General features: G+C 50.0%; 15 protein-coding genes. 8 read left to right on the forward strand and 7 right to left on the reverse strand.

All coding sequences use genetic code 11. The features are described 5' to 3' along the window. Positions 1 to 67 precede the first annotated feature (67 nt). The 3 genes from ABDW72_RS00400 to ABDW72_RS00410 are packed head-to-tail and all read right to left on the reverse strand — an operon-like array spanning position 68 to position 2708. A complete protein-coding gene (locus tag ABDW72_RS00400) occupies positions 68 to 556 on the reverse strand; it encodes a dihydrofolate reductase (RefSeq protein WP_347156452.1) in 489 nt (162 codons plus the stop codon). Continuing rightward, positions 553 to 1488 (reverse strand): methionyl-tRNA formyltransferase, encoded by a 936-nt coding sequence (gene fmt, locus ABDW72_RS00405; RefSeq protein WP_347156453.1) that lies wholly within the window; start codon positions 1486 to 1488, stop codon positions 553 to 555. Before fmt ends, ABDW72_RS00400 begins: the two co-directional genes overlap by 4 nt. Continuing rightward, a complete protein-coding gene (locus ABDW72_RS00410) occupies positions 1485 to 2708 on the reverse strand; it encodes an exo-beta-N-acetylmuramidase NamZ family protein (protein ID WP_347157066.1) in 1224 nt (407 codons plus the stop codon). Before ABDW72_RS00410 ends, fmt begins: the two co-directional genes overlap by 4 nt. Positions 2709 to 2770: 62 nt before the next feature. Between ABDW72_RS00410 and ABDW72_RS00415 the strand changes: the two genes are divergently transcribed. Beyond that, a complete protein-coding gene (locus tag ABDW72_RS00415; protein ID WP_347156454.1) occupies positions 2771 to 3979 on the forward strand; it encodes an ABC transporter permease in 1209 nt (402 codons plus the stop codon). 101 nt (positions 3980 to 4080) lie between these two features. Here the strand turns inward: ABDW72_RS00415 and ABDW72_RS00420 are convergent, their stop codons facing one another. The 3 genes from ABDW72_RS00420 to ABDW72_RS00430 form a co-directional block, all read right to left on the reverse strand. Then, a complete protein-coding gene (locus tag ABDW72_RS00420) occupies positions 4081 to 4899 on the reverse strand; it encodes a mechanosensitive ion channel family protein (RefSeq protein WP_347156455.1) in 819 nt (272 codons plus the stop codon). A 96-nt stretch (positions 4900 to 4995) separates the two neighbouring features. Then, on the reverse strand, positions 4996 to 5694 hold the full coding sequence (locus ABDW72_RS00425; RefSeq protein WP_347156456.1) for a peptidoglycan DD-metalloendopeptidase family protein: 699 nt from the start codon (positions 5692 to 5694) through the stop codon (positions 4996 to 4998). A gap of 47 nt (positions 5695 to 5741) precedes the next feature. Continuing rightward, on the reverse strand, positions 5742 to 6299 hold the full coding sequence (locus ABDW72_RS00430; RefSeq protein WP_347156457.1) for an HNH endonuclease: 558 nt from the start codon (positions 6297 to 6299) through the stop codon (positions 5742 to 5744). A 293-nt stretch (positions 6300 to 6592) separates the two neighbouring features. On the opposite strand from ABDW72_RS00430, the gene ABDW72_RS00435 reads away from it, so the two are divergent. Continuing rightward, a complete protein-coding gene (locus ABDW72_RS00435; protein ID WP_347156458.1) occupies positions 6593 to 7720 on the forward strand; it encodes a 2Fe-2S iron-sulfur cluster-binding protein in 1128 nt (375 codons plus the stop codon). Between the two features lie 118 nt (positions 7721 to 7838). Then, positions 7839 to 9569, forward strand: a complete 1731-nt coding sequence (locus tag ABDW72_RS00440) for a M3 family oligoendopeptidase (RefSeq protein ID WP_347156459.1) — start codon at positions 7839 to 7841, stop codon at positions 9567 to 9569. 135 nt (positions 9570 to 9704) lie between these two features. On the opposite strand, the gene ABDW72_RS00445 is transcribed toward ABDW72_RS00440, so the two are convergent. Then, positions 9705 to 10301 (reverse strand): TetR/AcrR family transcriptional regulator, encoded by a 597-nt coding sequence (locus ABDW72_RS00445; RefSeq protein ID WP_347156460.1) that lies wholly within the window; start codon positions 10299 to 10301, stop codon positions 9705 to 9707. 332 nt (positions 10302 to 10633) lie between these two features. On the opposite strand from ABDW72_RS00445, the gene ABDW72_RS00450 reads away from it, so the two are divergent. The 5 genes from ABDW72_RS00450 (at position 10634) to ABDW72_RS00470 (ending at position 15110) form a co-directional block, all read left to right on the forward strand. Then, on the forward strand, positions 10634 to 11443 hold the full coding sequence (locus tag ABDW72_RS00450; RefSeq protein ID WP_347156461.1) for an enoyl-CoA hydratase/isomerase family protein: 810 nt from the start codon (positions 10634 to 10636) through the stop codon (positions 11441 to 11443). A 51-nt stretch (positions 11444 to 11494) separates the two neighbouring features. Then, a complete protein-coding gene (locus ABDW72_RS00455; RefSeq protein ID WP_347156462.1) occupies positions 11495 to 11953 on the forward strand; it encodes a sterol desaturase family protein in 459 nt (152 codons plus the stop codon). Positions 11954 to 11967: 14 nt separating this feature from the next. Beyond that, positions 11968 to 12864 (forward strand): MerR family transcriptional regulator, encoded by an 897-nt coding sequence (locus tag ABDW72_RS00460; RefSeq protein ID WP_347156463.1) that lies wholly within the window; start codon positions 11968 to 11970, stop codon positions 12862 to 12864. Between the two features lie 217 nt (positions 12865 to 13081). Continuing rightward, positions 13082 to 13597: an RNA polymerase sigma factor gene (locus ABDW72_RS00465; RefSeq protein ID WP_347156464.1), complete on the forward strand. Its 516-nt coding sequence runs from the start codon at positions 13082 to 13084 to the stop codon at positions 13595 to 13597. A gap of 13 nt (positions 13598 to 13610) precedes the next feature. Further along, the gene (locus ABDW72_RS00470) at positions 13611 to 15110 is read left to right on the forward strand and encodes a phytoene desaturase family protein (RefSeq protein ID WP_347156465.1); all 1500 of its coding nucleotides are present in this window, start codon (positions 13611 to 13613) and stop codon (positions 15108 to 15110) included. Positions 15111 to 15120: the final 10 nt, after the last annotated feature.

A 15120-nucleotide genomic window follows, 5' to 3' on the forward strand; every position in this document is an offset into this window, starting at 1 on the left:
GATATAAGTATAAAACAGAACGGGCCGCTAAAGTATAGCGGCCCGTTCTGTTTTATACTTATACATGCTACTTTCTGCGCCGGAGCTCCAAAAAGCTATAGCTATACTTGTTCTTTTCGTCCGGTGCATGTTTTTCTTCTGATACCACCTGCCACTCGTTTTCATGCAGTTCCGGAAAATATGTGTCACCTTCAAATTGATGATGGAGCCGTGTCAGGTAGATAGTATCAACCTGCGGAAGCGCCTGCTTATAAATTTCAGCGCCACCTATGAGGTATACCTGCTCATCTAATTCCAGCGCTTTTTCGAAAGCCTCTTGTAATGTGTGTACCACAATACAGTCGGCGGCGGTATACCCCATTTGTGTTGTGATGATCAGCGAGGTGCGGCCCGGCAGTGGCTTCCCAATCGATTCATAGGTCTTGCGGCCCATCAGGATAGGATGGCCCATCGTGATCTGTTTGAAATGCTTCAGGTCGGCTGGCAAGTGCCAGATCAGCTGGTTGTCTTTGCCAATGACGTTGTTCTCGGCGACAGCTACTACAAGGGCAATCATACGTGTTCTGCTTTAAAACTATAGCCCCGCAGCAAATCCTGCAGCGGCATCCGCTTTTTCCCTTCCATCTGCAGGTCTAGTATGGCTACTGTTCCGGCAGCGGTTTGCACGTGCAGAAAAGTTTTATTGTCCGTTGTAAGCTGGCCGGGTGCTAAGGTATCAGCAGTGTTCTCCCACACTTCTACCTTAAAGATTTTAAAAGTTTTATCGCCCAAGCGGGTCCAGGCGGCAGGGTAGGGGCTGAGGCCGCGCACAAAGTTGCGCACAGTAGTGGCTGGCTGGTTCCAGTTGATTTCACAGGTTTCTTTGTAGATCTTTGGAGCATGTTTAATATCGCCGGTAGCAGGCTGCGGCTGCGGCTGCACATCATCGTGTTCAATAGCCTGTACCGTACGCAACGCAAGCCTGGCGCCTTCCTGCTTCAGTTTCTCGTACATCGAGCCAAAATTATCCTCTTCAAGCACCGGCACCCGTGACTGAAAAATAATATTGCCGGTATCAATCTCATGCTTGAGAAAAAAGGAGGTAACGCCCGTTTCTTTCTCGCCGTTGATGATGGCCCAGTTAATAGGCGCAGCTCCGCGATACTGCGGCAGCAGCGAACCATGAATGTTAAACGAGCCCAGTTCCGGCATTGCCCATACTACTTCCGGCAGCATCCGGAAAGCAACGATGATCTGCAGATTAGCCTTGTAGCTGCGCAGTTCCTCCAGAAAAGCCTCCGATTTCAGGTTGGTTGGCTGTAGCACCGGAATGCCCTGCGCCACAGCATATTCTTTTACCGGCGACTGGTGAAGCTTCTGTCCACGGCCAGCCGGTTTGTCTGGTGCAGTGAGCACGGCAACCACATTATACTTGTTTTCAACGAGTATCTGCAGGGTGGGCACGGCGAAATCAGGCGTACCCATAAATATGATGCGTAATTCTCTCATAGTTTCGCGTTATCGGGGTAAAGCAGGTACTGTTTGCGCATTTGCTTATAGTTAGTTAAAGCGGGTTCCCAGCTGGCTCTAATCTCAGCTTCGGTCTTTCCAGCTATTATTTGCTCGCGCAGTAGGGGAGTGCCGGCTAACTTTTCGAAAAAGCTGTTGAAGAATTTATCTTTCTGAGTAGAATGCTGATACATCTCCAACAGAAAAGCAAGTGTAAATGGCTGCGCATCGGCCGGTTGTGTCAGGTCATAACCGTAGCAGGTTTCGCCTTTATGGGGCGGGTTGGTAGCACCCGGCGTACTCTGCGGTGTAAACGAAAAAGCTTTTGACGTGTAATAGGGGCTGCCGATTACTTGAAAAGGTGTGTCGGTGCCACGGCCCACGCTCACAGTGGTGCCCTCAAACAGGCACAGCGACGGGTAAAGCAGAATGGCTTGTTGGTTGGGCAGGTTGGGCGATGGCTTCACGGGTAAGGTGTAAGCCGTTTGGTGCGTATAGTTGGCGACCGGAATAACCGTCAGGTTGGCTTGGCGGCCGCCCTCCAGCCATTTTTCGCCGTTTATCATCTTCGCCAGTTCGCCCACAGTCAGGCCGTGTACGATCGGAATCGGGTGCATGCCTACAAAAGACTTCAGCGCGGGGTCCAGCACCGGGCCATCCACATAGTTGCCGTTTGGGTTGGGACGGTCGAGGATGAAGATGGGCTTGTTGTTTTCGGCAGCGGCTTCCATGGCGTAGTGCATGGTGCTGATGTACGTATAAAAGCGGGTGCCCACATCCTGAATATCGAACACCAGCACGTCTATTTGCTGCATCTGCTCCGGCGTCGGTTTTCGGTTGCTGCCGTACAGTGAGATAATTGGCAGCCCCGTTTTCGTATCTTTAGCATCTTTGACGTGGGCACCGGCATCGGCTTCGCCCCGGAAGCCGTGCTCCGGCGCAAAGATGGTGGCAACGTTTATGCCCCGGCTCAACAAGGTATCCACCAGGTGCGTTTTCCCTACCATCGAGGTCTGGTTCACGATCAGCCCCACGCGTTTGCCTTGTAGCTCTGGCAAGTATAATTCCAGCTGTGCGGCCCCCATTTTCAAGGGCGCTGCTGCAGGAGTAATGGGTACTGTAGCGACCGGAACAGGAGGTACGGCAGGTGCTTGTTTGGGCGTGCAGCCACTAAAAGCCAGCAGCAGCGCTGTATAAAGGATCACAAAAGGTTGTATCATCATATATTCGGGAAGAAATCAAAATTCATACCTATCTTTAAGGCTGTTTAGAAACCAGGTGCGTGAATATTTCCAAGTACATATCCGAAAAAATTTCCGAAGTGCAGGCCGGCACGTTTACCTCGTCGGTTACAAAAATAGCAATAATCAGCATAGCCGCAGGCATTGCCATCATGATTGTGTCGTTTGCCATTCTGGAGGGCTTCCGCAGTGAGATACGCAATAAAATTTTCAGCTTTGGGGCGCACATCCAAATTAGCAAGTACGACACTAATAATTCTTACGAGGGCGCGCCAATTAGCGAGAACATCGGTATCACCGATTCCATCCCCGGTATCAAAGAAATACAGCCCTTTGCCCGTAAAACGGCTATCATCAAAACTAAAGACGAGGTGCTGGGCGTGGTGCTCAAAGGCGTGGACAAAACCTACGACCTGCAGGCCATGAAGCAAAACCTGGTAGCCGGCAACCTGATTGCTTTCCCGGATTCAGGGATCTCGCAGCAGGTGCTGGTGAGCCAGACCATTGCCGACAAACTGAAGCTGAAGGTGGGCGATGACGCTATCTTTTACTTTATCCAGAATCCGCCTCGTGCCCGCAAACTTAAAATCGAAGGCATCTATAAAACGGGGCTGGAGGAGTTTGATGAGGTGTTTGTGGTAGGCGACATAGCCCTTATAAGGCAGCTGAACAACTGGCCCGACTCGCTGGCCGGTGGCATGGAGATCGTGCTGAAAGACTACAGCCAGATAGACCAGGTGGCTGACAAAGTATTTGATCAGATGCACTATGATCTGCAGCTGGAAAAGATTACCGATCGTCATGCGCAGCTATTCGACTGGTTGAAACTGTTGCAGAAAAACGTGATCATCTTCCTGGTGCTCATCATCTTTGTGGCCACTTTCAACATGGTATCTACGGTGTTCATCATGATCATCGAGCGCATCAACATGATCGGAGTGCTGAAAGCCGTAGGAGCGACGGACGCCCAGATACGGAAGATTTTCTACTTCCGAGGCCTTAACCTTACCATTAAGGGCATGTTGTGGGGCAACCTGATTGGCTTAGCGTTCTGCGCCATCCAGTACTACTTCAAGATTATCCCCCTCGATCCTGAGAATTATTATATGGACACGGTGCCGATCAGCTGGAACTTGGGCATTTTTATAGTGCTCAACGTGGTGACGCTGCTCCTGACGATGCTAGCTATACTTATACCTGCCGCCACTGTAGCCCGCATTAAGCCGGTAAAAGCAATTAAGTTTGATTAGGAAGCCAGCATGCCAACAAAAAAGCCTCACAATTAATATGTGAGGCTTTTTTGTTTTATTCTTAAGTTGCTTGTGCTGTAGCTGCTGGATTACACTGCTATTTAGGTCGCCTGCACTATTTCGTGCTTTTGCAACGGTGCTGGCATCTTCACACTATTTTGCTCAAATGCAATTTTCACACGCTCGTTCATATCCCAGTTCAGGGGCCAGAACTCCTCTTTTTTAGCCCATAAGCGCATGCTGATGGTGATGGAGTATTCGGTGAAAGCAGTCACTGCTATAAAAGGTGCAGGCTCGGGGAGAATGCGCGGATCAGCATCTACCAGTTCCTGCAACAGTTGCTTTACGGCTGCTATGTCATTCTGTGGGCTGATGACTAAGTTCAGCTCCATGCGGCGCGTCGGCTCTACTGAGTAATTTACCACTACACTGGAGGCCAACGGCCCATTCGGCATATAGATCACCTGGTTGTTGCCCGTTTTGATCACTGTGTTGAAGATGTTGATCATGGACACAGTGCCCATCTTACCCTGCGCCTCGATAAAGTCACCCACGCGGAAGGGTTTGATGGTGAGGATCAGCACGCCGCCGGCAAAGTTAGAGAGGCTGCCCTGCAGCGCCAAACCAATGGCCAGGCCGGCAGAACCCAGCACAGCGATAAAGGAGGTCATTTCCACGCCTAACTGCGCGATGACCAGCACGATGAGCATAATCCAGAGCGTGACATTGAGAATGCTCCCCAAGAAAGGCCGCAACGACTCGTCCACTCCTTTGCGCAGCATGGCTTTTTGAATAAAGGAATGTAACCTCCGAATAATCCAGGTGCCGATGATTAATAGAAATGCAGCAAGCAACAGGCGCATGCCATAAAACATTACAAAGTCATAAGCGGTGGTGCGGTAAGCGTCGAGGTCAAGCATGGGTGCGTTCATTGTAAGGTAAAATAAAAAAGCGCTGCCTGCAGTGGCAGCGCCTCCGAAGCGCAATTTACTTAAAAAGGAAAGCGAAGGCAACTCCTACGGCAGGTGGCGGCACTGCAGGATCAGGTTGGGGTTCGGGCAGATCGCGCTATACTTGCTTTTTTCTGCCAGTGTAGCTACACCCGGGAAGTCGCCGCTGCGGCCTTCCAAATCGCTGATTACCTGAAAGTGCAGGTGCGCGGGCCAGTCGCCGTTCTCCGGGTAGGGGCCTACTTCGGCCAATTTATCACCCTTGTAAAAGTGCTGGCCAACCTGCAGCCCCTCCAGCGAGGTGCGGGTCAGGTGGCCATACAAGGTATAAAACACGACGCCTTCCAGCTCGTGTTCTAAAATAATAGTGGGGCCGTAGTCGCCGAAATGGGCATTGTCCTGAAAGCTGTGCACAGTGCCATCGAGCGGCGTATAAACAGGTGTGCCGGCAGCCAGCCATACATCTACCCCGAGGTGCAGGTTCCGGCTTTCGGCCTGTACATCAAAATGCGCGCTGCGGCGGTAAATAAATCGGTTCTCAAGGTAGCCGCCTACTCCTACCTGCGCCTTATTCTGCCGGAGCATGCTCTGCACCGCCTCGTTGAAGGCAACGGTATCGCGCAGGTCTACGGTTTGCAGCAGTTGGTTGCCCGCTGTAAAATCCAGTTGGCAGACAGTTACTGCATTCAGGTCAAGGTTGAACACAGGGGCGAAGGCATGCTGGTGCCGCCTTAGTATAGTGCTAAGCGTTTTTATAGAGTGCATATAAACTGGCGCGGAGGGTTGGCCGCGCACTGCAAGTATAAGAAGAATTAACTTACCTCTTCCTCTACATACTTAGAGAGCGTGCGCAGGCTTTTGGTCTTACCAAAGAGTTCTTCCGACTTTTTGCTGTAGGCGAGGGCTGCTTCCTGCAATGTTTCGAATGTGCCTAGGTTAATGCGTTGCTTGTTAAAGTGGATGATGGCCCGGTACTTTTGCGCCTCTTTGTGCACCCCGCGCACCCCAAGTTTGTTCTCGGTTTTGGTGGTGTTGCGCACAATCTTGCAAAGCGGTGCCCATTCCAGGTTGTCGCGGCGGCAGTCTAGTTTGTTGCCATTCTTAAAATGCACATAAAGCTTAATGTCGCTCTCCGGCTTTTTCAGCAACTGTTCCCCGATCCACTTATGCAGGTAAATGGTCTCGTTGCGATACTTGCCGTTCTTGAGGGGCCAGTTCTTTTGAAAAAAGGCATAGCCATTGGAGTGGATGCGCAGGTGCTTCAAAAATTCGATCTGTTGCAGATACGGTTTGTTTTGAATAATCTCGTAGGTCTGGTCGTCCACCACTACGGTTTTTTCACAGTTTTTTAGCGTGAGTTTGTAGAGCATGTGTCTTCAATGCATGTTGTTTTCAACGAATTTTTTGTAATGGATCGGGACGGGGTCCCAAGGCAGCTAGTATTTTTTGCACAATACAGCCTTTTCAAGGACATGTAAAGTTGCTTTTTTTCTATATCTGCTACAACTAATATTGGTAAGTTTTTAGGGTAATACGTATAAAAATTATGGAGGAGCTGATTTTTATGCAAAACTTTCTTACTCCACATGGGATTGTTGTAACTTTCATCGCCTAAACATGTTAGAAAGTAACCTAAACGGTTAAAAAACGCCTAAATTTAAAAATGAGTAGCCCATACTTTACCCTTAGAGTAGTGGACATCACCCGTGAAACACCCGATGCCATTACCCTTCATCTTGAACATCCAGATAACTTAGTTATTCCTTACAAGCCCGGCCAGTTCCTGACGCTGATCCTGCCGGTAAACGGAAAAGAAGTACGCCGTTCGTACTCCCTCAGCAGCACTCCACACGAAGGCCCGCGGCTCTCGGTTACCATCAAGCGGGTAGCTGACGGCCTGGTCTCTAACTACATTCTCAGCCAGGTACATGAAGGTGATGACCTAAAGGTGATGGAGCCTTTAGGTAATTTCTGTCATACTTGCTTACCCGCTGTTCGGCGGCAGGTGGTGCTGTTCGGCGCCGGCAGTGGCATTACGCCCCTGATGTCGATCTTAAAGGCCGTATTGCGCGAGGAACCAGAAAGCCAAGTAACGTTGCTCTATGGCAACCGCAACGAAGATTCTGTCATCTTTAAAGCGCAGCTGGATGCCCTGAAAGAACAGCACCAGAACCGCTTGCATGTAGAGTATATTTACAGCCAGCCCCGTTACGATTGCGAGCACCGCGGCCGCATGAACCGAAGTATGATCCTTAAAATTCTGGAGCGCCTGAACCTGGCTAAAAAGCCAGGTGTGGTTAGTGGCTTGTTAGGGCGGTTGCAACTGATCAAACAACCCGAAGCAGTCTACTACCTGTGCGGTCCGGCAGGGATGATGGAAGAGGTACGACAGGCCTTGATCATTTTGCATGTGCCGGCCAACCGCATTTTCCAGGAGAGCTTTATCAGCAGTAAACCCGCTAAGCCGGCACAGCAACCTGGTGCAGCGACGGCTGAAGTAGCAGAAGGCGGAATTACAACACAAACGGTAACCATTCTCTACGAAGGAGCCGAATATAAAATAAAGGTAAACCCGGAGCAAACCATATTGGGAGCAGCGCTGGAGCAGGATGTGGACCTGCCATACTCCTGCCAGGCGGGCCTTTGCACCGCCTGCCGGGGCCGCAGCATCAGCGGAAAAGTGCACATGGATGAACGTGATGGTTTGTCAGATGCTGAGTTGGAAGAAGGCTACGTGCTGAACTGTGTAGGCCATCCGCTTACGAGTGATGTGATAATCGAAATCGGATAATGTTTTTTAACGTACGTATACAGCGGAGCTGGTTCACAAAATAAAATGGGCCGCTGTATTCTTTTTGTACTTTCAGAAGAAGTGCGTATATTGGATTTTAAAGATATAGATTAAGATAATGACATCAACCTCAACTAGTATAGCCATACCCAGGCGTAAGCCGCGTGTATACCTTTCTGAAGATTTTAAAGTTGATACCTGGCAAACCATTCAACCATACTTTGAAGAGCTGAAAAACCGCGAGATCAACTCGGTGGAGCAGCTGGAAAAGTGGATGGCAGACCGTAGCGAGCTGGAAAGCGTACTATCGGAGGATCTGGGTTGGCGCTACATCCGGATGACCTGTGACACACAAAGCGAGGAGATCACAGCGGCCTTTCAATATTTCATTTCAGAGATAGAGCCCAACATTGCGCCTTTCGATCACGAACTAAACCAGAAGCTGATGCACTCGCCTTATATTGGCAGCATCAATAGGGAAAAATTTAGAATTTACCTGCGTAGCGTCGATCGGGCACTGGAGATCTTCCGTGAAGAGAATATCCCGTTAAACACAGAGATCAGCACCAAACAGCAGCAGTATGCCGCCACTACAGGCGCCATGACGGTGACCCTGGATGGGGAAGAGGTAACCCTGCAACGAGCCGCCGACCGCCTGAAGCGCAACGACCGTGCCGTGCGGGAGGAAGCCTGGCGGGCTATCCAGGAGCGTCGCTTCCAGGACCACCAGAAGCTGGATGATCTTTTCGACGAACTGCTGCGCCTTCGCAACCAAGTAGCACTGAATGCCGGTTTCCAGAACTTCCGCGATTATATGTTTGCTGCGCTGGGCCGCTTTGATTATTCGCCGGAAGATACGTTCAACTTTCACCAGTCTATCGAGGAAACCATCGTGCCGCTGCTGACAAAGCTGGATGAGGAGCGGCAGCAGAAGCTGGGGGTAGCCGAACTGCGCCCCTGGGACCTGGATGTGGACCCGACCGGCAAAGCGCCCTTAGAGCCGTTTAAATCAGGCGAGGAACTGCTGGAGAAAACGGTACAGGTATTCTACCAACTTGATACCTTCCTGGGCGACTGCCTGGCTACTATGCGCGAGATGGGGCACCTGGATTTGGAATCTCGCAAAGGCAAAGCGCCAGGCGGCTACAACTACCCCCTGGATGAGATTGGGGTGCCGTTTATCTTTATGAATGCCACTTCCAGTTTACGCGATGTTATCACGATGCTGCACGAAGGGGGGCATGCCGTTCACTCGTTCCTGACGCGCGAAATGAGCCTGAATGCTTTCAAACATCCGCCTTCTGAGGTGGCCGAACTGGCCTCGATGTCGATGGAGCTGATTTCTATGGACTATTGGGATACTTTTTTTGAGGATGCCGACGAACTGCGCCGCGCCAAGCGTACGCACCTCGAGAGCGTGCTGGAAACGTTTCCGTGGGTAGCTACAGTAGATAAGTTTCAGCACTGGATTTACGAGCACCCGGAGCAAACGCAGGAGCAGCGCCACAACGCGTGGCTGCACATGTTCGACACGTTTAACCATAAGCTGGTAAACTGGACGGGGCTGGAGAAGTATAAACCGTTCTTGTGGCAGAAGCAGCTGCATATCTACGAGGTGCCTTTCTATTACATCGAGTATGCGATGGCGCAGCTAGGAGCCATTGCCGTCTGGAAAAACTTCAAGGAAAATCCTGCAGCAGGACTGGCAGCTTACAAACGTGCCCTCAGCCTGGGGTATACTGTGGCCATTGGCGAAGTATATGAGGCAGCCGGTATCAAGTTCGACTTTAGCACAGACTACATCAGGAGCCTGGCCGATTTTGTTCAGGCAGAGATAGAGAAGCTTTAGTAAAAAATAAGTATAAATATAAAAGGCAGCTGGCGATCCTGGCTGCCTTTTATATTTATACTTATTATGGTTTATGCTCCTGAATGTGGCACATGTTACCCAGTATAAATGATATACTAGCTGCTGAGAAAGAAATCAGGAGGTTGCCGCGGAGTTTGGCTGCAGCCCGTTCAGTAGCATTGCTGTTAAATTTGTGGCTATTTCTGCTGGTGTCATTTTCCCATCCGGTTTATACCAGGTATGAATCCAGTTCAGGCTAGAAAGTATGGCCAGCACGGCAAATTTCTCGTCAGGTACTGTAAACTCGCCGTGGTGTATGCCTGTACGGATAATGTTGTGGAAGCGGGCCTCATACTTGTCGCGCAGGACCAGGAAGTCGCTTAGGTAAGGCTCGCTTAAGTGGCGCCACTCGTGCAGGAAAACGGCGGAGGCTGCTGTGTTTTGCGTCAGCACGGCCACATGCGCCTGTATGGCCTTTCGGAGCCGCTCCGTTGCCGTTGCTTCCGGGGCCTCGGCCGCGTCTATCGCTTCAAAAAACTCGCCGGCCATCCGGAAACATATCCGCTGCAGAATCTCCTCCTTCGACTTGATGTGCGAATACAGGCTTGCCGCTTCCATACCTAGCGCATTGGCCAGGTCGCGCATGGACGTTGCGGCAAACCCTTTTGATTTGAAAAGGCGGGTAGCAGTAAGCTCAATTTGTTGTTTGCGGCTCAATCCGATATCTTCCATAGCGTTGTGGCAAGTATAAGCAAACTAACAGGCGTTAGCAAATGTGTTATAACGCACCAATCAAGGCAGTGGTTGAGCAGTAGTCACCGCAAAGTAGCCGAATGCCTCCAGTGTAAGGGCAGATTTAAAATATTTTCCTGTTGCTATATTTTAATTTCCGGATTAGGGCAGGGCGAACGGTACTGGTGCGTTGTTTGCTGTAAGTTAAGCGGCTGGTTTACAGGTATGGTTCGAGCAAATAGCGACGGAAGGCATACCGGAACAGCGAAAGTTCGTAGGCTACCAATAGTTGATATCCTGCTCCCTTTAAGTGACTACTATTAATAAAAACCATGACAACGACACCTAAACTTATTGAAACGCAGGCTGCTGAGTTCATCAAATATCATGTGCAGGAGCGCGTTGGCTATATCACCCTGGCCCGACCTGAAAAGCGGAATGCCCTGAATTACGAAGTTGTTTCGGAACTGAAACGAGCCTTTACCTTGGCCGAAGAAGACGAGAGTTGTAAAGTGGTGGTGCTGCGCGCTGAAGGCGATGTGTTCTGTGCCGGAGCTGACCTGGCGTATATTAAGCGCCTGCAGGAGAATGACTACCATGAAAACCTGATTGACTCCACGCACCTGATGGAGCTGTACCGGCTGATTTATACGTTGAAAAAAGTTGTGATTGCGCAGGTGCAGGGGCACGCTATTGCCGGTGGCTGCGGCCTGGCTGCTATCTGCGACATCAGCTTTACAGTGCCGGAAGCCCGGTTTGGCTATACAGAAGTGAAGATCGGCTTTATACCTGCTATTGTTAAAGTATTTCTGCTGCGCAAAATCGGGGAGTCGCGGGCAAAGCAACTTCTGCTTACCGGCGAGTTGATAGCGGCAGAAGAGGCGGAGCGGTTCGGACTGGTAAATTTTGTAGTGCCTGCTGCAGCGCTGGAGGAACGGGTGTTTAACTTTGCCCAAAAGCTGTGCGCCGAGAACTCACGGCAGTCGATGGAGCTAACCAAAGATATGATTGCGCGCGTACAGGGCATGGGCCTGGAAGAAGGCCTGCAGTATGCTTCTGAGATGAATGCTGTTGCCCGTAGCAGCGAAGATTGCCGCCGGGGGATAGCCGCTTTTCTCAACAAGGAGCCGCTTGCGTGGTAAAAATTTTGTTTAATACCATAAACTATTTGTTAAACTTGCTGTTCAGAGGGTATGTTGGTAGGAATAGGCATTATGCTCCTCACGTTTGTAGGTATGGAAGGTATGGCCTGGGTCATGCACAAGTATGTGCTGCATGGGTTCCTGTGGTTTCTGCATAAGTCGCACCACACCCGCCATACGCATGCCTTTGAGCTAAACGACCTTTTTTTTGCCTACTATGGTACCTTGGCGATGCTGTTCTTTCTTTTTGGAAGTGAGCCGATCGACTACCGGTTCTGGATAGGCGCAGGCATTACGTTGTATGGGGTTGCTTACTTTGTGATACATGATGTGTTCATCCACCGACGGATCAGAATTTTTGGAAAAACGTCTAATGTTTACCTCAAAGCCTTAAACATGGCGCACAAAGTGCATCACAAAACAGAGGGCAAGTATGGCTCAGAAAGTTTTGGGATGCTGTGGGTAGACCAGCGCTATTTCCGTCTGGCATCAAAACGTGCAAACAAATAAGCAAAACTAAAAACGTGGCTCAATACACCATTAAAGAACTCGAGCACTTGTCCGGCATCAAGGCACATACTATACGGGTGTGGGAGCAGCGGTATAACATCCTGTGCCCGCAGCGTACTGATACGAACATCCGCTATTACAGTGATGAAGACCTCAAGAGCATCCTGAATATATCGCTGTTGAACGAGCACGGGTACAAGATCTCGAAGATAGCCAAAATGGCACCCGACCAGATCCTGAAAACGGTGCAGCAACTTTGCGAAGTACCCAGCCGCTGCTCGCATCATATCGGCGCTTTAATTGCGGGTATGGTAGATATGGACGAGGATAAGTTTGATAAAACCATTTATACGGCTACCTTGCAGATGGGCTTTCAGGATACTATGCTGGAGGTAATCTATCCTTTCCTGAACAAGATCGGTATTCTGTGGCAGACAGGCAATATCTCTCCGGCGCATGAGCACTTTGTCAGCAACCTGGTGCGCCGCAAAATTATTGTGGCCATTGACGGGCAGGTGGTGTGCCGGCAGCAGAATGCGCCTTCCTACCTGCTCTACCTGCCTGAAGGCGAATTGCACGAGTTGGCGCTCCTGTTTATGTCTTACATCATCAGGCAATACAACCTGCACGTAATTTACCTGGGCCAGAACCTGCCTTTTCAGGACCTGGTGCAAACGTATGAGCAATGTAAGCCGCAATACATTTGCACTGTTGTAACTGCTGTGCCCGAGCGAGACCAGGTGCAAGGATATATAAACAAGTTATCCCACCATTTTCCGAAAGCCACCATCCTGATGTATGGCCTGCAAACTCAGTATGACTTTCTTGTTTTTCCGCCAAATGTAAAACGGCTGCAGCATATACAGGAATTTCATAACCTGCTCAAGCAGAAAGAGGTCCTGCAGGCTTAATTATTTTCAGGCTCTAAATCCGCATGCCGGACTGTATCGTTTGTTTCGATGCAGCCCGGCTTTGTTGTTTACAGGGGAATGCCTGCTGTTGGCAGGAGATTAGGAGTTGTTTAGCTGTTTTGTTTAAACATTATTTAAAATAATCTCCACAAACTAAGATTAATATTCTCTTTGATCGTATATTTGTTTATAGTTTTATAGGTAAACGGTAAACAAAATGACAACACTCGAATTTTCCGACCTGGTACAGCACGTAGCGCAGTCGCTGCGGCCAGCCGCCATGAACCTGACGCGCGATGTGGATGATGCCAAAGATCTGGTGCAGGAAACATTGCTTAAAGCTTTAAACAACCGCGATAAGTTTAAAGCAGGCACTAACCTGAAGGCGTGGCTGTACACCATTATGCGCAATACCTTCATCAACAACTACAATAAAATTACAAAGCGCAGCAGTAACATCGACAGCGCCGAGTATTTGCAGTACCTCAACACCGACGAAAATTATATTACTCAGAACAAAGGCACAGCAACTTTCGTCATGAATGATATAAACCAGGCTATTGCCAGCCTGAATGAGGAACACCGCACGCCTTTTATGATGTATTATCTGGGGTTCAAATACTTGGAAATCGCCGAAAAACTTCAGATACCAATTGGCACCGTGAAGAACCGAATTCACATAGCACGCAAAGAGCTCAAGCAAATGCTAAAGGTGTACAAGGTAGAAGCCTAAGTAGCGGAGAGGTATGGATCAAACCAAAGTTGTTGTCATTGGTGCTGGATTTTCCGGGTTGTCTGCGGCTACCTGCCTGGCTGACCAGGGGTATGCGGTTACGGTGCTGGAGAAGAACAGTACGCCAGGTGGCCGGGCGCGCAGCTTCAGCACCGAAGGGTTTACGTTTGATATGGGCCCCAGCTGGTACTGGATGCCCGATGTATTTGAAGCCTATTTTAACCGTTTTGGGAAAAAAGCCGCCGATTACTATAAGCTAAAGCGCCTGGACCCGTCTTATACTGTTATTTTTAGCGAAGACGATTTTATGCAGGTACCTGCTTCTTTAGAGCAGTTGCGGCAGCTTTTTGAGCAAATGGAGCCAGGCAGCGCTGCACAGCTCGATAGGTTTCTGGAGCAGGCCGCATATAAGTATGAGGTTGGCATTAACCAACTGGTATATAAACCGGGGCGTTCCCTCACAGAATTTATGAGCCCCCGCCTCCTGCTGGATGTGCTCCGCCTCGACGTGTTCCAGTCTTTCTATAAACATATCCGCCGTTATTTCAGGCATGAGAAAATAATCAAGCTTATGGAGTTTCCGATCCTGTTTCTGGGTGCCCTGCCAGAGAACACGCCGGCACTCTACAGCCTGATGAATTATGCCGATATCAGTCTGGGAACATGGTATCCGGAAGGAGGAATGCACAAGATCGTGGAGGGCATGGTGCAGCTGGCAGAGGAGAAGGGCGTACAATTTCGCTACGACCAGGAGGTGCGCCAGATAGAGGTGCAGGACGGGGAGGCGCAGCGCATCATCACGGCTACTGATACGTTTGAAGCCGACGTGATCGTGGCCAGCGCTGATTATCACCACGTAGAAAGTAAACTGCTGACCGGGGAGTACAGAAGTTATTCGCCGGAGTATTGGGATAAGCGCGTGATGGCGCCCTCATCGCTGCTGTTTTACCTGGGCGTAAACAAGCGCCTGCAAAACCTGCAGCATCATAACTTGTTTTTCGACGAGGATTTCGGGCCACACGCCAAAGAGATCTATACGCACCCGAGATGGCCTGAGAAACCTTTGTTCTATGTTTCAATGCCTTCTCTAACCGATCCAAGTGTAGCTCCTGCAGGGGGCGAGAACCTGTTTATACTTATACCAGTGGCTCCGGGGCTGGAGGATACGGAAGCCGTAAGAGAGCAATACTATACCCTGGTAATGGACAGGCTGGAGCGCCTCACCGGGCAGGAGATTCGAAGTGCCGTGGTGTATAAGCGCAGCTACGCCCACCGCGATTTTATCAGTGATTATCATGCCTTTAAAGGGAACGCCTATGGGCTGGCAAATACGCTCATGCAGACGGCGCTGCTGAAACCGGCACTCAAGAGCCGTAAAGTGAATAATCTGTTTTATGCAGGTCAGCTGACGGTGCCCGGACCCGGCGTACCCCCGGCGCTGATCTCAGGGCAGGTAGTGGCCAAAGAAATAGCAAAGGAGTTTGCTGCTGTCCCAGAAACTGTAAATTCTTAATCCTTTTACG

It is taken from the genome of Pontibacter chitinilyticus, from assembly GCF_039748935.1.
GTDB classification, from domain to species: Bacteria; Bacteroidota; Bacteroidia; order Cytophagales; family Hymenobacteraceae; genus Pontibacter; species Pontibacter chitinilyticus.